21 protein-coding genes are annotated in these 19,260 nt (G+C 39.4%); 11 read left to right on the top strand and 10 right to left on the bottom strand.

All coding sequences use genetic code 11. The features are described 5' to 3' along the window. Positions 1-92: 92 nt before the first annotated feature. The gene (locus AC07U8_RS18290; protein WP_004817012.1) at positions 93-866 is read right to left on the bottom strand and encodes an SDR family oxidoreductase; all 774 of its coding nucleotides are present in this window, start codon (positions 864-866) and stop codon (positions 93-95) included. A 105-nt stretch (positions 867-971) separates the two neighbouring features. On the opposite strand from AC07U8_RS18290, the gene mazG reads away from it, so the two are divergent. The 9 genes from mazG to yjgA all read left to right on the top strand — a co-directional run bounded on the left by mazG (position 972) and on the right by yjgA (position 7,702). Beyond that, positions 972-1,751: a nucleoside triphosphate pyrophosphohydrolase gene (mazG, locus tag AC07U8_RS18285; RefSeq protein ID WP_270385783.1), complete on the top strand. Its 780-nt coding sequence runs from the start codon at positions 972-974 to the stop codon at positions 1,749-1,751. Next, the gene (locus AC07U8_RS18280; RefSeq protein WP_270385781.1) at positions 1,744-2,205 is read left to right on the top strand and encodes a ComEA family DNA-binding protein; all 462 of its coding nucleotides are present in this window, start codon (positions 1,744-1,746) and stop codon (positions 2,203-2,205) included. The genes mazG and AC07U8_RS18280 overlap by 8 nt, the downstream gene beginning before the upstream one ends. A 147-nt stretch (positions 2,206-2,352) precedes the next feature. Continuing rightward, a complete protein-coding gene (gene pcnB / locus AC07U8_RS18275) occupies positions 2,353-3,834 on the top strand; it encodes a polynucleotide adenylyltransferase PcnB (protein ID WP_034612381.1) in 1,482 nt (493 codons plus the stop codon). Beyond that, entirely contained in the window at positions 3,828-4,313 is a 486-nt protein-coding gene (gene folK / locus AC07U8_RS18270) for a 2-amino-4-hydroxy-6-hydroxymethyldihydropteridine diphosphokinase (protein ID WP_096735161.1), read from the top strand. The genes pcnB and folK overlap by 7 nt, the downstream gene beginning before the upstream one ends. A gap of 46 nt (positions 4,314-4,359) precedes the next feature. Beyond that, positions 4,360-5,169, top strand: coding sequence for a 3-methyl-2-oxobutanoate hydroxymethyltransferase (panB, locus tag AC07U8_RS18265; protein ID WP_270385778.1), 810 nt, complete (start codon positions 4,360-4,362; stop codon positions 5,167-5,169). A 2-nt stretch (positions 5,170-5,171) separates the two neighbouring features. Continuing rightward, the gene (gene panC, locus AC07U8_RS18260) at positions 5,172-6,017 is read left to right on the top strand and encodes a pantoate--beta-alanine ligase (protein WP_270385776.1); all 846 of its coding nucleotides are present in this window, start codon (positions 5,172-5,174) and stop codon (positions 6,015-6,017) included. 25 nt (positions 6,018-6,042) lie between these two features. Beyond that, positions 6,043-6,894: an RNase adapter RapZ gene (gene rapZ, locus AC07U8_RS18255; RefSeq protein ID WP_004725931.1), complete on the top strand. Its 852-nt coding sequence runs from the start codon at positions 6,043-6,045 to the stop codon at positions 6,892-6,894. Next, entirely contained in the window at positions 6,891-7,160 is a 270-nt protein-coding gene (locus tag AC07U8_RS18250) for an HPr family phosphocarrier protein (RefSeq protein WP_004725933.1), read from the top strand. Before rapZ ends, AC07U8_RS18250 begins: the two co-directional genes overlap by 4 nt. A gap of 2 nt (positions 7,161-7,162) precedes the next feature. Then, positions 7,163-7,702: a ribosome biogenesis factor YjgA gene (gene yjgA, locus AC07U8_RS18245; RefSeq protein ID WP_004725935.1), complete on the top strand. Its 540-nt coding sequence runs from the start codon at positions 7,163-7,165 to the stop codon at positions 7,700-7,702. Between the two features lie 73 nt (positions 7,703-7,775). Here yjgA and AC07U8_RS18240 read toward each other — a convergent pair whose 3' ends face one another. Next, a complete protein-coding gene (locus AC07U8_RS18240; protein WP_270385772.1) occupies positions 7,776-8,396 on the bottom strand; it encodes a hypothetical protein in 621 nt (206 codons plus the stop codon). 138 nt (positions 8,397-8,534) lie between these two features. On the opposite strand from AC07U8_RS18240, the gene baeS reads away from it, so the two are divergent. Together baeS and AC07U8_RS18230 are read left to right on the top strand one after the other, a co-directional pair. After that, positions 8,535-10,277, top strand: coding sequence for a sensor histidine kinase efflux regulator BaeS (baeS, locus tag AC07U8_RS18235; RefSeq protein WP_270385770.1), 1,743 nt, complete (start codon positions 8,535-8,537; stop codon positions 10,275-10,277). Positions 10,278-10,292: 15 nt separating this feature from the next. Continuing rightward, positions 10,293-10,979 (top strand): response regulator, encoded by a 687-nt coding sequence (locus tag AC07U8_RS18230; RefSeq protein WP_004725942.1) that lies wholly within the window; start codon positions 10,293-10,295, stop codon positions 10,977-10,979. 203 nt (positions 10,980-11,182) lie between these two features. On the opposite strand, the gene AC07U8_RS18225 is transcribed toward AC07U8_RS18230, so the two are convergent. The 8 genes from AC07U8_RS18225 to AC07U8_RS18190 all read right to left on the bottom strand — a co-directional run bounded on the left by AC07U8_RS18225 (position 11,183) and on the right by AC07U8_RS18190 (position 19,233). Beyond that, on the bottom strand, positions 11,183-11,563 hold the full coding sequence (locus AC07U8_RS18225; protein WP_270385767.1) for an MmcQ/YjbR family DNA-binding protein: 381 nt from the start codon (positions 11,561-11,563) through the stop codon (positions 11,183-11,185). 24 nt (positions 11,564-11,587) lie between these two features. Beyond that, a complete protein-coding gene (locus AC07U8_RS18220; RefSeq protein WP_270385765.1) occupies positions 11,588-12,187 on the bottom strand; it encodes a L,D-transpeptidase family protein in 600 nt (199 codons plus the stop codon). A 179-nt stretch (positions 12,188-12,366) separates the two neighbouring features. Next, positions 12,367-13,824 carry a protein adenylyltransferase SelO gene (locus tag AC07U8_RS18215; RefSeq protein WP_494738368.1) on the bottom strand — a complete coding sequence of 486 codons (1,458 nt, stop codon included), beginning with the start codon at positions 13,822-13,824 and terminating at the stop codon, positions 12,367-12,369. Positions 13,825-13,901: 77 nt separating this feature from the next. Beyond that, positions 13,902-14,231: a DHCW motif cupin fold protein gene (locus tag AC07U8_RS18210; protein ID WP_004725953.1), complete on the bottom strand. Its 330-nt coding sequence runs from the start codon at positions 14,229-14,231 to the stop codon at positions 13,902-13,904. A 96-nt stretch (positions 14,232-14,327) separates the two neighbouring features. Then, entirely contained in the window at positions 14,328-15,491 is a 1,164-nt protein-coding gene (locus AC07U8_RS18205) for an acyl-CoA desaturase (protein WP_270385760.1), read from the bottom strand. A 359-nt stretch (positions 15,492-15,850) separates the two neighbouring features. Further along, a complete protein-coding gene (locus tag AC07U8_RS18200) occupies positions 15,851-16,573 on the bottom strand; it encodes a glycerophosphodiester phosphodiesterase (protein WP_034612399.1) in 723 nt (240 codons plus the stop codon). A 113-nt stretch (positions 16,574-16,686) separates the two neighbouring features. After that, entirely contained in the window at positions 16,687-17,265 is a 579-nt protein-coding gene (locus AC07U8_RS18195) for a cob(I)yrinic acid a,c-diamide adenosyltransferase (RefSeq protein ID WP_151802150.1), read from the bottom strand. Positions 17,266-17,373: 108 nt separating this feature from the next. Then, positions 17,374-19,233 carry a TonB-dependent receptor plug domain-containing protein gene (locus AC07U8_RS18190; RefSeq protein WP_494738367.1) on the bottom strand — a complete coding sequence of 620 codons (1,860 nt, stop codon included), beginning with the start codon at positions 19,231-19,233 and terminating at the stop codon, positions 17,374-17,376. Positions 19,234-19,260 lie beyond the last annotated feature (27 nt).

Here is a 19,260-nt window from a genome sequence, read left to right as displayed (position 1 = left end):
CATTACAATCAAAATCTAAAATATTTTTATATCAATATAAATGACTTAAGCCTATAAGCCATAATTTTTTATGACCTATAGACGAGCAAAAATTACTTTTTGGTGAGCAGTAAATTGGCTAAACGATTGACAAACTGGGGGCTGATTGCAGAGAGTTGGAACATAATTTTGGTTTTCAATCCCACAGGCGTATGCGTAGCCGTTAAGATACTTCCTTTGGCTTTGACTAAGGCAAACACTTGCTCCGCAACATCTTGGGGTGTGAGACTGACCCCAATGTTTTGAATCGCGCCTGCATCCATGTCTGTCACCATCGCTGTTTGGACAAAAAGCGGCATCACATCCAGTACACGAATGCCGTATTTTTGCCATTCGATATCTAGCCCTTCTGTAATACCGCGTACGGCAAATTTACTGGCAGAATAAGAGACTAAGTCTGCTTGTCCATAAATGGCTGATGCTGAGGAAAGATTGATGATACGCGCAAATTTTGCTTCTTTCAGATAAGGAAGTGCGGCATGACAGCCATTTAAAACGCCATTGACATTGATATTGATTGTGCGGTGATGGTCACTAATCTCGGTTTTTTCAAAATCTCCAGAATAAAGAATCCCAGCATTATTGACTAAAATGTTGAGGCCATTTGCCCATTGAGAAAATTCTTTAAGCGCGGTTTGCCATTGTGCATAATCGCTCACATCTAATTTGCCCGCTTTGGCATTGTCACCCAATTGATCTGCTAAAATTTGAGCCTGCGCTTCATTGATATCATAAATACCAACTTGATAACCTTGTTGGTAGAATAGACGTGCAATCGCAGCCCCAATCCCTTGCGCAGCACCACTAATGAATATGCTTTGACTCATTGCAGCATCCTTTTTAGTTTATTTTGATTGCAAAGAGTTGAACATAAAATATGCATAACAACAAGTGTTGTGCAGTCATTTGTTATTGATCTTAAAGGACATAAAATGCAACAGTTATTCGCCATCATGAAACAATTACGTGCAGAATGCCCTTGGGATCGTGAACAGACGCCTGAAAGTTTAACGCGCTATGCGATTGAAGAAGCGTATGAGGTAGAAGAAGCAGTACGTTCTGGTGATATAGATGAAATTAAAAATGAATTAGGTGATTTATTGCTACAAGTGGTTTTTCAATCACAGATGTACAGTGAGCAGGGGGCTTTTGATTTTAACGATGTTGTCGATGTACTTTGTCAAAAATTGATCCGACGCCATCCACATGTTTTCCAAAAACAACAATTTGATAATTTAACGCCTGAACAAGTGTCGGTGTTGTGGCAGGAAATTAAACAACAAGAAAAACAGGGCAAAACTCAATCTCGATTAGATGCGATAAAACATGGTCCTGCTTTATCTCAGGCAGAAAACATTCAAAAAAATGTCGCAAAAGTAGGCTTTGATTTTCCTGATGTGGCGCAGGCCTACGATAAAGTCAAAGAAGAACTGGCAGAGTTTGAAGAGGCGCTGCAATCGGAAAAACCTGATGAAATTATGGATGAATTTGGTGATTGTTTATTTTCTTTAATCAATGTAGGGCGTAAACTAGGCATTTCAAGTGAGATGGCGCTGTTAGGAACCATTTATAAATTTAAATCTCGCTTTGCTTATATTGAAGATCAAATCAATTTTAAAAATAAAAGATTAGAAGATGTGTCTTTACAAGAAATGGATCTTCTTTGGGATCAGGCAAAGCAACAATTAAAATCACAGGTTAGCAATGAGTAATCAGCATTTTTATTTTAATCGTGTAGTAAAACTAATTAAATCGTCTTTTTTATTGGTGCTTTTGAGTTGCTCCTTGAGCTTGTATGCACAACAGTTTGATCAAGCTTATCTCAACTGGAAAGCACAACAACAGGCCCATGATGCACAATTAAAAAAAGTCGACGATCAATACTATCTTTCACGACCGAATAGCCAAAAATCGCCATCGAATAGCAATCACAAAGGTCCATCATCATCTGCTCAGTCTTCAAGCAGCTCTGCTTTAAAAGTCAGTTTAAATTCTGCAAATGCTGAACAATTACAACAGCTCACGGGTGTGGGGGCAAAGAAAGCACAGGCGATTATTGCTTATCGTAATCAGAATGGCGGATTTAAAAGTATCGATGACTTAAAAAAGGTCAAAGGGATTGGCGAGAAACTTTTCGAGCAGAATAGAGCACGGCTGAGTTTATGATGGGTTTAACAGCCTGTAGATCGACGAATTATCAATAGTCCATAAATTCAAGTGAAGTTTGCGAGAATCAAATTGCCCTTTAGCTGTGTAAGCGATATCATTAGCACAATTATGATTTTTACGTCCTGACGTAGGAGACAGTGTCTTTTGCAAACTTTGCGTGCGTCAAAGTGTGGGTTATCCACCGCTCAATTACCTTCCTCCATTTTAGATGTTATTGATTCTTTAACTAAAGCTGGCTATGAAGCTTATATAGTCGGTGGTGGTGTACGTGATTTAATGCTTGGCTTAAATCCGAAAGACTACGATGCTGTGACCAATGCAACACCTTCACAGGTGAAAGAGGTATTTGGTCGTCGTTGCCGAATTATTGGGCGACGTTTTGAATTGGCACATGTGTACTCAGGTCGTGAATTGATTGAGGTGGCGACATTCCGTGCCCCACCGAAAAAAGCCATTACCTCTGCACAAGGGATGATTTTACGTGACAACAATTGGGGAACAATAGAGCAAGATTTTGCTCGACGTGATTTTTCCATCAATGCCATGTATTACCAACCTCGAAAAGGGGAAGTACTCGATTTTTGTCATGCTATTGATGATATAAAAACTAAAACTTTAAGACTATTGGGTGATCCAGCACTTCGTTTTGAAGAAGATCCAGTACGGATGTTGCGTACATTACGTTTTGCTGCGAAGTTAAATTTTAGTATAGATCCTAAAATATTAGACGTTTTTACCCAAGAAATGACGCAATTGCTGCGTGATGTTTCTCCGCATCGTTTATATGATGAGTCGCAAAAATTATTCACCATGGGGCATTTGCATCGTGTGATGCCGATGTTGATTGAATTTGGTATTTGGAAGCAATTATTTGCTGATATTAGCCCTGAGATTACCCAATTTATAGAGCGTGCAGCGAAAAATACCGATCAACGGATTCAAATGGGTAAAACCATTAATCCTGCATTTTTCTATGCGGTATTGCTCTGGAATAATTTCTTAGCGCGTTGTGATTTCTACCATGCTAAAGGTGTGGTTGCTGCAGAAGCACGTGCTCAAGCAGGTTTGGATGTGTTAAAACGCCAAGCGACACGAACCATTATTCCTCGTTTTGCCGAAACCTTTATTCGTGAAGTTTGGGAAATGCAAAGCCGTTTGCTCAACCCGAAACCACAACAGATTGAAGCGCTTTCGGGTCATGCACGTTTCCGTGCAGGATTTGACTTCTTGCTGTTGAGAGAGAAGTCAGGTGATGCTTCTACCAATGGTATGGGTGCATGGTGGGAAGCTTACCAAGACATGTCGACTGATGAGAAAGAGCGTGCAATTGGCAGCTATAATCGTCAGCGTGCCAAGAGTCGTAAGAAACTTGCTGAAGTTGCCCCTGTTGAAGATGTAAAAGCAGCAGCTTCCACGCAAATTGAACCATTGGTGAAAGAACAAGAATCTCGTAGCCGTCGTTCGCGGACTAAGCCAAATTCAACATCATCTCAAGATTTTAGAAGTAGAAATGATGCTCGAACAGCAGTAAACAAAGGCGAGATCACAGCGGATCATCCAATTACCAAGCGTAGACGCGTGCAACGTGATTTAAGCAGTGTGATTTTTGGACCGACCCAATCATGATTAAAACCTATATTGGTTTAGGCAGTAATTTAGGTGATTCTGAGCAAATTCTACGGGAAGCTGTAGAAAAACTCAGAAACTTAGGTGTTGTTATCGTTTCAAAGCTGTATCAAAGCCCGCCGATGGGGCCTCAAGATCAGCCAAATTATCACAATGCAGTTGCAGAATTACACACCGATTTAGCGCCTTTGGCCTTGCTGGATGAGCTGCAACGTATTGAAAATGAATCAGGTCGAGTACGGTTACGCCGCTGGGGTGAGCGTACTTTAGATCTAGATCTTTTGCTTTATGCTGAAAAAAACATTATAAATGAGCGGCTCACAGTACCGCATATCGGTATTTTAGAGCGTGATTTTGTGGTGATTCCATTGTTGGATCTCGATCCTGAGCTCCAAGTCAATGGACAATCATTGCAAAAGTTAGATTTCGTGCAACATTCAACCCTTCGTGTTTTAGCAGATCAGTCATGGGCTGATTAAAGGATTGAATGGGCAGAGGAACTCTCATTGATAGAGGAATATCGTCATGATTAGCCTAAGTGATTTAAGACAATTCAAAACTCAGGGACGTAAATTTTCATGCTTAACTTGCTATGATGCAAGTATGGCAAAAGGTATGGAAGTTGCTGAGATTGACACCATTTTGATTGGTGACTCTTTAGGGATGACAATCCAAGGGCATGATTCTACCTTGCCTGTGACTGTTGCAGATATGGCTTATCATACTGCGGCTGTACGTCGTGCAAATCAACATGCGTTTGTCCTGTGTGATTTACCCTTTATGAGTTATGCCACGCTCAATGATGCGTTGCTCAATTCAAAAACCGTGATGCAAGCGGGCGCTCAAATGGTGAAAATTGAGGGCGGTGAGTGGCTGGCTGAAACTGTAGAAGTTTTGACACGAAATGGTATTCCTGTTTGTGTACATTTGGGTTTAACACCACAATCGGTGCATGTTTTTGGTGGTTATAAATTACAAGCGAAAACGCGTGAATCAGCAGATCAACTGATTGCGGACTGTAAAGCTGTAGTTGATGCAGGTGCCGCTGTGTTATTGCTTGAATGTGTTCCGGCACAGATGGGTAAAGAAATTACCGAATTGTTCCCACACGTTCCTGTGATTGGCATTGGTGCTGGTGCAGATACCGATGGTCAAGTACTTGTGGTGCAAGATATGCTTGGTTTGACGTTTGGTAAAGTGGCACGTTTTGTACGTAATTTTATGAAAGAACAAGCAGGGGAAACTGCAATCGTGGATGCATTTAAGGCATATCATGTTGCTGTACAAGAGCAATCATTCCCTGCCAAAGAACATACTTTCCAAGTAGAGCTGTAAACATGAAAACAGAAACGACCATTCAAGGATTAACAGCATCACTTCAACCTGCTCGATCGGCACGTAAAATCATTGGTTTTGTACCGACGATGGGAAATCTACATCAAGGCCACTTAAACCTGGTTCGTGAAGCGCGTAAATTATGTGATGTGGTGGTGGTCAGTATTTTCGTGAATCCAATCCAATTTGGACCGAATGAAGATTTTGATAATTATCCTCGTACACTTGAGCAAGACAGTAATTTGCTTGCTGAAGTGGGTTGCGACATTGTTTTTGCACCTTCTGTGGAACAAATGTATGGTAAATTCCCACGCTTAACCAATATTAGTGTGGGCGAAATTACCAATGACTTGTGCGGATTACAACGTCCAGGTCATTTTGATGGTGTTGCTGTTGTTGTCACCAAATTGTTTAATATTGTACAGCCGAACTTTGCATTTTTTGGACAGAAAGATTATCAACAATTGGCTGTGATTAAGCAGGTTGTTCGTGATTTGAATATGCCAATTGAAGTGATTGGTGTGCCAATTGCACGTGCTGAAGATGGTTTGGCCTTAAGTTCTCGTAATGGTTACTTATCTGAACAAGATCGTCAAACAGCCCCTGTTATTTTTAAGAGCTTAACGACTGCTGAACAAGATTTACATGCAGGTAAAACACTTGTAGATGTTTTGGCGCAAATTCGTGAAAGTTTAAATGATGCAGGGTTGCTTGTGGATTATGTCGAAGCACGTAGCCCAGCGTTGCAAAAAGTTGAACAATTCGACCAAGATGTTGTATTGTTTGTTGCAGCGAAATTAGGCAAGACTCGTCTGATTGACAATTTACAAGTAAAACATTTTACATAAACTTTGCTTTTAGGATCGCCATGCCATGAAGCGCATACTTATCGTAACAGGACAGTCTGGTTCAGGTAAATCATCTGCTTTGCAGGTGCTTGAAGATTTGGGTTATTACTGTATCGATAATTTGCCTTTGGCATTGCTTCCTGAAATCGTTGAAAAGCTGGATAGAGAAAACAATTTAGAATTATTGGCACTCGGTGTCGATGTTCGAAGCGCCAAAGAAGATTTACAAGGTTTTGATCAGGTTTTTCAACAGTTACAGAAACATGGCAGCGTAGACGTTATTTATTTAACGACGCGTGATCAGGAGTTGATTTCACGTTTTAGCGCATCGCGACGTCCACATCCTTTGTCAAATCGCTTCCAAAGTTTGAACGAATGTATTCAAGAAGAAAAAAATTTGTTGCTCCCAATTCAACTGCGAGCAACAGTACATATTGATACAACGGATAAAAGTGTACACGATTTAAAAGATACCTTATTGTCCAAACTGGGACAGTCCGATAAACTCATTTTAATTTTGCAATCTTTTGGTTATAAACATGGTATTCCATTAGATGCAGATTTTGTTTTTGATGTAAGGCATTTGCCGAATCCACATTGGGATTTAGAGTTACGTAAATATTCGGGTTTAGATGAACCAGTACGTAAATTTTTAGAAGCCAGCGAGCAAGCAAATGAGATGTATCAAGACATCTATCAGTTTTTAAATAAGTGGTTGCCTGCTTTTTCGGAAGGTCATCGTCACTATATTACAGTGTCAATTGGCTGTACGGGGGGGCAACATCGTTCGGTTTATATTGTGGATAGGTTGAAAAAGGCTCTTGAGTCGAAATGGACTATTCAGGTATTACATAGAGAAATGAAGCACTGGTCATGATTGACACAACTGTTGACGTAATTAATAAATTAGGATTACATGCGCGTGCATCTGGAAAACTAATCGAAGTCACGACTAAATTTAAATGCTCTATTCAAATTGGTAAGGGTGACAAGTTAGTCGATGCCAAGAATATCCTTTCTTTACTTATGCTCGGAGCGGGTAAAGGAACCACCTTGCGTCTAGTGATTGATGGTGCAGATGAAGAAAAAGCTTTGTCTGAAGTTCAAGCACTGTTCGCAGATAAATTTTACGAGGCAGAATAATCGTGGCACGTCGTCCGCAACGTTTTACTGAAGATGATTTTGAGTCTTTAGAAGGGCGTGCAAGTAAAACCGAACAGAAAAAAGCTGTACAACGTATGGCTGCTTTAGGTGAACAACTCGCAGAGTTGTCGAAGAAACAAATTGAATCTTTACCTGTTGAAGATCGGTTGATTGAGGCTTTGCTTGATGTGCAATTGATCACATCTTTTGAAGCACGTCGCCGTCAATTTCAACGGATTGGTAAGCTTTTGCGTAATGAAGATGAAGCTATCATTTTGTCTTATTTAACCCCTAAACAAGGGATTAAAAAGTTGGCGCAATTGGATCGTTGGGTTGATCGAATGATTGAACAACGTGATCCTGCAATTAAAGAATTCTGTAAATCTTATAATGCTGCAGAAAGTCATTCTTTACGTCAGCATGTATTGCGCATTCATCGGGATATCACCCGTCAAGCCACTGCTGAAGAATTAGCGGCTTCTAAACTTAAGTTATTAAATTATGCCCAACAAGTGGCTTTGATTTCGGATAATTCCAAGTAAACTCAAATAAATGATCGTGACAAATAAAAAACGACCCTTTTGGGTCGTTTTTTATATTTAGCCGAGATATGAATTAAACTTTTGATGGCATCATGGGCATGTTTTCGCCTGCTTTAAATTCTGGTTGGAATTTAACAACACATTTACCATCGATGATTTTATTACCCATTTTTACTTGGATTGCCTTGCCATCAGTTTGGCCTGCACATGATTTTTGAATCGCATCCCACTGCGCTTTACGTTCTGCACGTTTTTGTGCAAATTCTTGCTTAATTTGAGCACGTTGTTCTTCGGTCATGTCTTTCATACGTGGCCCATCATGGCGCATCATATGACCACGTTGTTCTCCATCTCGACGGAAATCTTGTTTCATCTCTTTCATCGCCTTGTGATCAGGCTTGAATACGATATTACATGTACCATTAATATTTTGCTGACCTGCTGTCACCTGAACCGTTTGACCAATTGCTTTGCCATCACAGGCTTTTTGCATTTGTTGGCGTAACGCTTTATGTTGAGCACGCTTCTGTTTCATTTCTTCACGTTGTTCTGGTGACATTTTATGATGCCCACCATGCATCATCGGACGGCCATCTGGACCGTCTTTAGGACCAGGATTGGATTGGCAGGCTGTTAAAGCCCCCGCAGTTAAAATACTTGCTGATACCAGTGCGATTTTTGTCATTGCTTTCATTGTTACTACTCCAATGAATATTTTGATGTTCTGTTGATACAGTAAAGATTAAATAATAATGATGTAGAAACAATGGAGAGAATTTTGAGCAACTGTTGGGTACAATGTTGAAATGAGAAGAAAAACGTGAGACCAGTTTTGAAAATACGTCGAGTTCCCATTGCATTACGCTTATTTCTGACTGTTTTGCTGACAACTTTAGTCATTACAACAGTGAGCTTGGGTGTCTTACATTGGACTATGCAAAAGAACTTTGCCAGATATGTTGCAGATGTTGAAATGCAGAAACTTGATCATCTGATCGAAAACTTGGCAGATGTATATGGGGTCTATCAAGACTGGGGTAACGCGGTTCAAGCACAGATTTTGCAAATTGAAGGTGATGCTGCGCCTGATGATTATGATAAATTATCACGCTGGTGGCTACGTCGTCAGTATGATATCGCTTTACAGCAACGCTACTTTAAAGAACATACAATGGTGGCGACTTTGGGACAAACGGACAGTGCAGTTCATAAGTCTCAGCTGGATAAAGAAGAACTGAAAATTCTCGAAGAAAATTTACCCTCAGCTTATCAACCTTTTGAAGGTTTGAAATTTCCGCTTAGTTCAAATCAAAACTTATATAGACCCTCAGATCGTAAAGCAAATAAACCGCCTATAGGTAAAGATAAAAGTCATCTTTCAGCAGGACACGAAGCAGCAGCTTCTGCAGCGAAAGAAGCACCAACGCGAGATCAGATGCGAACGGTAAATCCGCAGAATGGCAAAAAGATATTTGTGTCATTGCCTGACCGTTTGGGGCTGAGTTCACGACTTTCTTTATATGATGCAAAACAACAGTTTATTTTAGGTGAACCGTCAGATGATCAGGTGTCTTATCGTCCGATTTTAGTCAATGATGAAGTGGTCGGTTACTTGGGTTTAAAACCAGTTTTAGATCAGGATGATGCGCTGAGTATTAACTTCTTTAGTAATCAAAAGCGTTATTTAGTACTGATTTATATCTTCACCTTCTTATCCAGCTTGGTTGCAGCATTGCTATTGGCGACTTATTTTAAAACACCGATTCAACGTTTATTGAACGCAACTCGCGAATTAACCAAAGGTAACTACCAGCATCAAGTGGTGATTAACCGTAATGATGAATTGGGAGACTTGTCGACAGAGTTAAATCAACTGGCTGTCATTCTTGACCAGCATGAAACATCACGCCGTCAGTGGGTTGCAGATACTTCACATGAGTTAAAAACACCATTGGCAGTATTACAAGCACAGATTGAAGCCATGCAGGATGGAATTCGCAAGCCTACACCAGAACATTTTGAAGCGATGTTACGTCAGGTCACGAGCTTGAAAAAGCTGACACAGGATTTAGCCGATTTGGCGCAAGCTGAAGCACAACAATTAAAATGCTACTTTGCAGAAATTGATCCTTGGTCGGTGGTTTTACAAGAAATAGAGAATTTTAAACCTAAATTTGAACAGGCTGATTTAACAATTTCAGCCACAGGTGAGGGAGCGAAATTACAATTAGATATAGATCGCTTTAAGCAAATTATGGTCAACTTACTTGGAAATAGTATTCGCTATACTGAGGCAGGTGGTGAAGTCCAAGTGCATACAGAGCAAGATGCAGATTCTTGGAGTGTGATCGTCGATGATAGCCCATTGGGTCTGAGTGATGAACAGATTGCACACTTGGGCGAACGTTTCTATCGTGTGGATAATTCACGTACACGTAGTACTGGCGGTACAGGATTGGGCTTGGCTTTATCAGGTAAAATTGCACAAACACTCGGTGGTCAGCTTACTTTTGATCATTCGCCATTAGGCGGTTTGCGTTGCAAACTGACATTTTCAAAACATACTAAAGTTTAAAAGGAATAGTACAACATGAAGCATATCATGCTGGTAGAGGATGAAGTTGAACTTGCGCAATTGGTGCGGGATTATCTAGAAGCAGCGGGCTTTGAAGTCAGTATGTTTCATGATGGTCAAGAAGCGTATGACAGCTTCCTGCAACGCAAGCCAAGTTTAATGGTGTTGGATTTGATGGTCCCACGTATGGATGGTTTGACCATTTGCCGTAAAGTACGTGAGCAAACCGACTTACCGATTATCATGGTGACTGCACGAACTGAAGAAATCGATCGTGTCTTGGGTTTAAATATGGGAGCAGATGACTATGTCTGCAAACCTTTTAGCCCAAAAGAGTTGGTGGCACGTGTACAAGCGGTATTACGCCGTTTAGAACGTAAAGCTGAACCTGAAGCCAATGACTTATTTCGTATTGATAAAGCACAACAACGTATCTGGTATCAACAAAAATCGTTGAATTTAACGCCAACTGAATTCCGCCTTTTAGAGCTTTTCCTCGAACATTTGGGACAAGTCTATTCTAGAGCGCAACTTTTAGACCATATTAACCCAGATAGTTTTGATGTTGCTGACCGTGTTATTGATAGTCATATCAAGAACTTACGCCGTAAAATATCTGAAGCAGCGGAAACCGGAAATCGTCATGAATGGGTACAAGCTGTTTATGGCGTAGGCTACCGTTTTGAATATCCAGAAGATTAAGTTTTCGACATTTTAAGTTCATCGTTGTGGATAAACACAGGTTTATCCACAGATATTGTGGGTAAATGTTTATAAATGTAAAAAGTTATGTTTGAAAAATAAACATATAACTTTATGTTTATTGGTATATTCTGATTTTGACTGAATCGTGGATAGATAGAGCTTAGGTCTGTTGATCAAATGTGCGATCCAAAGCCCGCTAATTATTTAATGTGTTGATAAACCGCCAATACCTGCTTTTGGGCTTTGGTCAGGCTCTTGCTCACAAGCTCATAAGAGCCTTCAACCAAGTCTTGAATCAGATCAGCACTGATCTGTTCGTCTTCATAGACTGAAATCCAATGACGTTTATTCATATGGTAGCCCACCTGAATCGAGGGGTAGAGATCTCTCAACATTTCGCCATGATCAGGTTCAACTTTTAAATTAATCAGTTTTTTGCCATGCAGTTCAGAGCCTAACATAAACATTTTTCCCATCACTTTAAAAACAGGAACATCCTCACCAAAAGGATAGTCAAGTTCGGATTTAGGCAAATGTGACGCAATCTTAAATGCTAAAGTTCGGATTTCTTCACCAGTCATCACTGTCTCTTTTTAAAATATTATTTATGAATAAATGCTAATCACTGTTCCATCATCGACCAGCTTCCAAATTTCATCCATGTCTATATTTCTAACGGCAATACACCCCCATGTCCAGTCATTTCTAGGTAAGTAGGTCATTAAACTCGGGAGTTTTTCCACTTGTGAGCGTGTTGCTGAACCATGAATCATAATGTCGCCACCAGGAGAAACGCCAAGTTGATTGGCTTTAGATTTATCCTGTTGGTTTGGATAGGACACATGCAGCGATTTATAAAATGCACTATTGGGATTACGCCAATCTAGAATATAACGACCTTCAGGGGTTTTTCCATCACCTTCTTTAACTTTATGTCCAATAGGATCAAAGCCTAAGCGCATTGGATATGTTCGTATGTCTTGATCATGATGCATGAGTTTAACAATACGATCTGATTTATAAACTTTAACTTCGGTGATTGGCGTGTTTTGACGAAGACGTTGAATCTCTTGCTCAGATAAATTCTGCACATGTATGGCAGCATTTGCGGTTGGAATAAATTGATTATATTTTTGATAAGTCCAGACACTTGCTATAGCTATAGCCAAAAGAATCAAGCATGGAATGATGTATTTTTTATTCATTTTAGAATACTAATGTTGTAAAACCCTGTATTGCCTAAATTTTATTCATTCTAAAGACAAAAGCTGTAGTTAATTTGTGATTGTGGATTTATACTGTGGATAAACACAAGTTTATCCACAGAAATTGTGGGTAACTATGATGGGTCAGATCAAAGAAAGTGATTCGGCAATTTATTTGATCAAGACGAACAACTCACCATTACTTCAGCAACATCGCTCGGTAAAGGCGCTAAATCTTTGGCTGTTTCTAAATCCGTTTGTTTGGTAAACGGTTGACTAAGCAATTTAAATAGACGATCAACCTCAGAAAAATCATCACGTTCAGCCTGTTCAATGGCTGTTTGTAGCATATGATTTCTTAAAATATAGACTGGATTGGCCTTTTTCATTTCTGCATCAAGTACATCAATATCTTGCTGCTCACGAATACTGTGATATTGCGTCAAGAAGTTTTCAAATTGAAAGCGATCTAGGCAATCATCTTTAATAGCTTCGTATTCTTTATTCTGTAAGCGAAGAAAACTGTCGGTATAGTCGAGTTGCTCACTTTGTAGAATTCTTAAAAATGCCATACCGCAATCAAAACTATCTTTATGGAAGGCAGGTAGTCCAAGTTTTTGGCATAGCCCATGGGTATAATGTTCTAGAAAGGTCGGTTCAAAATGCTCTAAACATTCGACGAGGTCTTGCTTAAATTGTTCTTTATTTTCTGCTTGTGCCAGTGGAATTAAATTGTTTAACCAATTCCATAAGTTCCAATGTGCAATACTCGGTTGGTTTTGGTAGGTATAACGGCCATTGTAATCACTATGATTGTTGATCCAATTGGGACGGAAACGCTCCATAAAACCATAAGGGCCAAAATCGAGAGTAGAACCTGTAATATTGAGATTATCCGTATTCATAACCCCATGTGCAAAACCTACCAATTGCCATTTTGCGATCATGACAGCGGTGTTTTGGATCACTTGCGTTGCAAATGCTAAAACAGTGTCTTCAAACTTTTGCTGTTCAGCACTTAAACATTGTGGATAGTGCCATTCAATACATTTTTGGGTAAATTCAGTGAGTAACTCTGGCTGATATTGATTGATCCATTCAAAATGCCCTAAACGGATGTGGCAATCCGAAGTGCGTAACATCATTGCACCAAGTTCAAGTTTTTCTCGTTGTACGCCTTGGGTTGAAGAAGTAAAGCCTACGGAATTGCTTGAAGCAACCCCCAGTGCATTGAGTGCGTGACCCGCTAGATATTCACGAATCACAGAGCGTAATACAGCACGTCCGTCTCCCATACGAGAGTAGGGGGTTGAGCCTGCACCTTTTAAATGTAGGTCAATGGTTTGACCTTGTCGATTTAAAATTTGCGCTATCAATAGGCCACGCCCATCACCCAATTGACCTGCCCATTGTCCAAATTGATGCCCTGCATAAACCATGGCAAGGGGATGAAATTCAGCAAAGGTTTTTTGTCCGCTACAAATCTCGACCCATTGGGCTTTTTCATCTTCAGACCATTGTAATTCATCCGCAAGCGCAGCATTAAAATGCCCAGCCATTGCACCTTTCAGTGGGCTAGGCATTTGCTCATGGTAGAGCTTTGAATCGAGAGATGGATAACGTGGGGCAAATTGCATAGCGATCGGTCACAATGGTTTTACTTGTCCCTCTCAATATAGCAAAGTTTTAAGCTGTTGAGATAATGTCGACTGTTTTAGTCGACAATAAATAGCTTTGCACCAAATGCGGTAGAAGAACGATGCGCTTCAGCTTGGTCTGCAACTTGATAACTCATCCCTGCTTTTAAGGTAAAGGTACGTCCATCATCAAGTTCAGTGTGCAACTCACCTTCCAAGCAAAACAGGATATGACCTTTTAAACACCAGTGGTCAGCCAAATAATCGACAGAATATTCGACCATTCGCACTCGAATATTGTCAAATTGCTGTGTGCGCCAAAGTGCAAAGCCTTGCTCACCCTCATGGCGCGTTGTTGGAACTTCTGCCCAGTTGGTAATGCCAAAGGGGATGTTATTAATTTGCATATTATTTTCTCTCAATATTCTCAGTATGAATGTCTGTAAAAAATGGATAAAAGAAAAGCCCCTTTCGGAGCCTTGCTTTTGATGTGTATTGAGAATTTAAGAAACAACGTTCTTTTTGATTCCACGCATCAATGTTTCTAAACGTTCACGATGGAAAGCAAGTTTCTGTTCGACCAATTGGAAATCAACTTTGAGTTTGACATCCATTTGGTGGATCTTTTCAGCAACAGATGCTTTTTTCGCTTGTAGCTCTTGTTCTTTTAACGCAGCCCAATCATTTAATGTATTGGTGAATGCTTCATATTCTTGCGATACTTTTTGTTTCATCGCGATAATATCTGCATTGACGTTATGACCATAAATCGCTAAATCCTGTTCAGCATATTTAAATCTCATCGCCAATTCCGCTTTTTTGATATTGAAGCTTGGGATACGACGTAGGTTCTTGGCTAAACCGATTTTAGAGCACGACCAAATCAACCATTTTGTTGGATCATATTGCCACCATTTCACCCCATTACGATAATCATATTGGAAAATATGGTGATAGTTATGATAACCCTCGCCCCAAGTTGCAATAGCAAGAACAAAGTTATCACGTGCAGTATTTTCGTCAGTATAAGGACGTTTGCCCCACATATGGCAGAGTGAGTTGATAAAGAATGTTACATGATGGCTAATGATTAAGCGGAGTAAACCACCTAAGAGTAATACGCCCCACATGTCACCTATAGCCCAACCCAGTGGAACTAAAATCGCAGCATGTACAGCAATCACAAGTGGAACATAATACTTGTCTTGGAACATAACCACTTTGTCATTCAACAAATCAGGTGCATTTTTATAATTTGATTCAGCAGCAGGATAATTACGTAACATCCAGCCAATATGAGCGTACCAAAAACCATTGTTAATCGAATACGGATCTTGATCTACATCATCCACATGGCGGTGATGTGTACGGTGACCAGAAGCCCAGAACAAAATACTGTTTTGAACAGCAAAAGTTCCCATGATCATCAAAATGATTTTAAGTGGTAAAGTCGCTTCGTATGCACGATGTGCCCACAAGCGATGATAACCTGCAGTAATACCTAAACTACTGAGACCGAGTAAAACGAATAAACTAATCCAAGCTGCCGCACTAAAATCATGGTGGTAGGCATATAAAGGGATCGCAATTACTGCCACAAGGGGTAAAAACACCAAGGCAAAAACACCGATCCAATTTATTGGGGCTTTGGGTAGGGGAGCATTCATCTCCAACAGCACTCCTAAGAACCTTAATCAGGTAAAGTTAAACGCATAGCTTCAGCATTTTTCTAGGCTATACTTTCACAGATATTATCATGGGCGAACATGTGTTCACTAGTATTAGTGTACATCTGTATTGTATAAAACAGTAACAGAATAAAACATGAATTCTAGCGGTTTGATCGAAAAAAATGAATGGTTAAAACGTCGTATTTAAATGTCAAAATAGTGTAAGAATTTTTCTGTCTTATCCAATTTGATTTTTAAGGGTTTAGGCGCTTGATTCTCAAGTTAAATTTTAATTTTGGGACTCTCTAAAGTTCAAAATAAAATTCTACTTTATTGTGTTATTAAGGGCGGTTGAGTTATTGAATTTGTGCTAAGGCAAGCTGCATTATTTTGGGGAAATCAGTAATTAATCCATTGATCCCCAAATCTCTTAAATGCTTAGCGCGCTCAATATCATTGACGGTCCAAACACTGATGTCCAAATCTGCACGCTGAGTTGCTTGAATGAGCTCATCTGTTGCCAATTGATTCATCCATCCAATCTGGCAGCATCCCAGTTGTAATGCCTGTTCGATCGCACGTTGTTGGATGTCATCTTCAATCAGTAGACCACGTTTAAAACTTGAGTTTTGCTGTTGTAAGGCTTGATGTATTTTTAAATCAAAACTGGTAATCACTGCAACATTTTCAAAACTTTGCAGTTGTTTTTGTAATTCGATGATGAGTTTTTCAGCGTGTTGCAATGTTTCTACAGCTTTCACTTCAACTTCAATATGCTCAAAGTCCTGCATAATCTTTAGGCTTTGGCTTAAGGTTGGGGTAATTTGTTTTTCCCAATCCATCCAGATATTGGCTTGGTTATAGGCTTCTAATTCAGCGCTGTTTAAATCATACAGTGCTTGATCTATTCCAGTTGTTCTTAAAAAATTATCATCATGCATGATAATGAGTTCATCATCTTTTAATTGTCGAACATCGAATTCAACTGCACGGATACCTAAATCGTGAATATATTGAAATCCAGCTAGGGTATTTTCAGGTGCTTCACCACGCGCGCCACGATGTCCGATAATTCTCATAATGAACTCACATACTCATTTTTATCTGTCTAGTAATCGTTTAAGTTTTACTTTTAGCAATAACTTGACTTTATCATACTGTTAAAAATTTACTTTTAGACAGTGGTTTATCGTTAAATCGTGTCATTGATGTTCTTTTGCCAAAGCACCTCACTGCCACCTTCTGCACGTTGTAAGCTACGTGAAGCAACAAAAAACCAGTCGGATAATCGGTTAATTAATTGTAGAGCAGTTGCTTGAATATTTTGATCACGACTGTGTACAGTCATTAAGCTGCGTTCTGCTCGACGACATACAGCACGTGCTTGATGTGCATAACTACATGCTAATGTTCCTGAAGGTAGAATAAAGTCTTTGAGCATTGGTAAGTCTTCATTCATTTTGTCGATTTCTTTTTCAAGAAATTCAACACTAACAGGTTGGAGTAAGTTGTAGTTAGGAATACAGACTTCACCACCCAAATCAAATAGCCAGTGTTGAATCAAGCTCAGTGATTTATCCCAATGGGCTTTATCGACGATGTTACTCATTGAAATTTGTGAACGTAATACACCAACAATAGAATTTAGTTCGTCTACATCACCAAGAGCGGTAATACGTAAGTCATCTTTCGCTACGCGAGAACCATCTCCTAATCCTGTGGTACCTGAATCGCCTGTACGGGTATAAATTTTACTTAAACGATGTCCCATAATTTTGTCCTAGATAAAAATGAAAAGATAAAAAATAAAAAAGGATAATGTCGGTCAAAACATTATCCATAAACTGCGCTGTTTTAGATATTTTTTTGGGTGTCGCTTTTAGTAGCGGAAAGTTACCCCAGCAGATGCAAGACGACCACCGTTGATGTAGTAAACACCATTACCGTTGTATGCTGTCTTATAATTAACATCACCAATGTTTTCAATATTGGTAAAGAGTTTAATCATTGGAGTTGCTTGCCAGTAAGCATTGACATTAGTACTAACATAACCCGGCGTTGTGGTTGGTGTAGTCGATGGGTAATCTGCAAAATCTTTTGAATTAGATTTTGCGACGACAGATGCAGAAACACCATATACGCCATCATCCCAACCTGTAGTTAGAGTTAAACTTTGGCGTGGTCGGCGAGTTAAATCTTTTTTAGTTTCATCATCTTTTGCTTGAACATAAGCATAAGTTGTAGTTAAAAAGAGTTCATCTTGTTGCCATTTAAATGAAGCTTCACCGCCAGTAAAGGTTGCTTTATTTACGTTAACTAATTTACCCGCCTGATAATTAATCAGGTTGTCTACTTTATTGCGATATACAGATAAGCCTAAATCAATATTATGATTAAGTTTTTGATCAACGCCGATTTCATAAGAAAAGCTTTCTTCTGGTTTTAAATCAGGATTTGCTCCCCAAGAAATTGCATATAAATCGTTGGTTGTTGGTGCGCGGAAAGCTGATCCGACATTTGCATAAATGCTCGTAAGTGGTAAAGCTTGATAACGGACAGCACCTTGACCAACTGTGTGTGTACCAAACTTATCGTTGTCTTCCACACGAATACCAACTTGAGTTTCTAGACCATTGTGTTGATATTGATGCTGTGCAAAATAGCCAATAGTATCTACAGATTCTTTGTATTTAACATCTTGTCCGCCAAACAAATTTTTCGAATAAACATCACCTTTAATATCTTTAAAGGTTGAACCGAATAAAATGTTTTGAGCAGGTGTCATTTGCCATTTTGTATAGAGCTCAGCTTCTTTGGTTGTACTATGTACATAATCTGAAGAACTATTTTGCTCAATATTGTCTTTAAATTGCGAAAGTCGTGCATGAAGTGCGACATTATCTAAAATATCGACTCGACCTTTTACATTAATGATTTCATTTTTAAAATCTTGAGAAACGAGATTACCGTAATTGTCATAATCACTATAACCTTGATTTTCACTGTAATCGACTGAGGCTGCATAGTGCTCTTTCTCAACACCAACTTTTGCACTATAGCCTTTTTGATCAAAACTTGCTTTCTTGTTGTTTTTTGCATCTGTTACAGGCGTACCATCAGTTTCTAGGCGTTGTCCACGAACTTGAGCATAAAAACCATCTTGAGCAAGATCAGCACCAATTACTGCTTTATAGGTGTTATTTTCACCCATTTCACCAGTAACAAAAGCACCCGTTTTTTCAGGTGTTTTGGAAATCAATTGTATTACACCACCAATCGCATCAGCACCATATAAAACTGATGCAGGTCCTTTTAATACTTCAATTTGTTTAATATCTGTTGTATCAATAAAAGGTAAAGATGCAGAGCCAGCAGTATTTGAGTTTAAGCGAACACCATCTCTTAGAAGTAAAGTATGGTCAGAATCTGTACCACGTAAGAAAATTGATGCAGCTTGTCCATAACCACCAGTTTGTACCATATTGATTGATGCATCTGTTTGTAACAGTTGTGGTAAAGATGCAATTGGTGATTGTTCAAGAGTCTTCGGCTCAATAATATTGATTCGAGCAGGAACTTCACTGATTTTTTGCTCAGTACGAGATGCTGTGACAACGATTGTATCGAGTTTCGAATTTGCTTCTGAATTTGAAGAAGTATCTGCAAAAGCAGTAGAAGATAACCCCATCGCAATAGCGACAGCACCTACAAGTGCAGTAGGTTTAAAAATAACAGACATGATATGCTCCATACATTCACTCCCCGT

The sequence above is a fragment of the Acinetobacter sp. GW821-FHT01E09 genome (genome assembly GCF_059422385.1).
Note: the sequence above shows the minus strand (reverse complement) of the source record. Positions and strands in the feature narration are given on the sequence as shown.

Coding starts and splice junctions, on each gene's coding strand:
- AC07U8_RS18290 (WP_004817012.1), bottom strand. CDS start 866: ATGAGTCAAAGCATATTCATTAGTGGTGCTGCGCAAGGGATTGGGGCT.
- mazG (WP_270385783.1), top strand. CDS start 972: ATGCAACAGTTATTCGCCATCATGAAACAATTACGTGCAGAATGCCCT.
- AC07U8_RS18280 (WP_270385781.1), top strand. CDS start 1,744: ATGAGTAATCAGCATTTTTATTTTAATCGTGTAGTAAAACTAATTAAA.
- panB (WP_270385778.1), top strand. CDS start 4,360: ATGATTAGCCTAAGTGATTTAAGACAATTCAAAACTCAGGGACGTAAA.
- panC (WP_270385776.1), top strand. CDS start 5,172: ATGAAAACAGAAACGACCATTCAAGGATTAACAGCATCACTTCAACCT.
- rapZ (WP_004725931.1), top strand. CDS start 6,043: ATGAAGCGCATACTTATCGTAACAGGACAGTCTGGTTCAGGTAAATCA.
- AC07U8_RS18250 (WP_004725933.1), top strand. CDS start 6,891: ATGATTGACACAACTGTTGACGTAATTAATAAATTAGGATTACATGCG.
- AC07U8_RS18240 (WP_270385772.1), bottom strand. CDS start 8,396: ATGAAAGCAATGACAAAAATCGCACTGGTATCAGCAAGTATTTTAACT.
- AC07U8_RS18230 (WP_004725942.1), top strand. CDS start 10,293: ATGAAGCATATCATGCTGGTAGAGGATGAAGTTGAACTTGCGCAATTG.
- AC07U8_RS18225 (WP_270385767.1), bottom strand. CDS start 11,563: ATGACTGGTGAAGAAATCCGAACTTTAGCATTTAAGATTGCGTCACAT.
- AC07U8_RS18220 (WP_270385765.1), bottom strand. CDS start 12,187: ATGAATAAAAAATACATCATTCCATGCTTGATTCTTTTGGCTATAGCT.
- AC07U8_RS18215 (WP_494738368.1), bottom strand. CDS start 13,824: ATGCAATTTGCCCCACGTTATCCATCTCTCGATTCAAAGCTCTACCAT.
- AC07U8_RS18210 (WP_004725953.1), bottom strand. CDS start 14,231: ATGCAAATTAATAACATCCCCTTTGGCATTACCAACTGGGCAGAAGTT.
- AC07U8_RS18205 (WP_270385760.1), bottom strand. CDS start 15,491: ATGAATGCTCCCCTACCCAAAGCCCCAATAAATTGGATCGGTGTTTTT.
- AC07U8_RS18200 (WP_034612399.1), bottom strand. CDS start 16,573: ATGAGAATTATCGGACATCGTGGCGCGCGTGGTGAAGCACCTGAAAAT.
- AC07U8_RS18195 (WP_151802150.1), bottom strand. CDS start 17,265: ATGGGACATCGTTTAAGTAAAATTTATACCCGTACAGGCGATTCAGGT.
- AC07U8_RS18190 (WP_494738367.1), bottom strand. CDS start 19,233: ATGTCTGTTATTTTTAAACCTACTGCACTTGTAGGTGCTGTCGCTATT.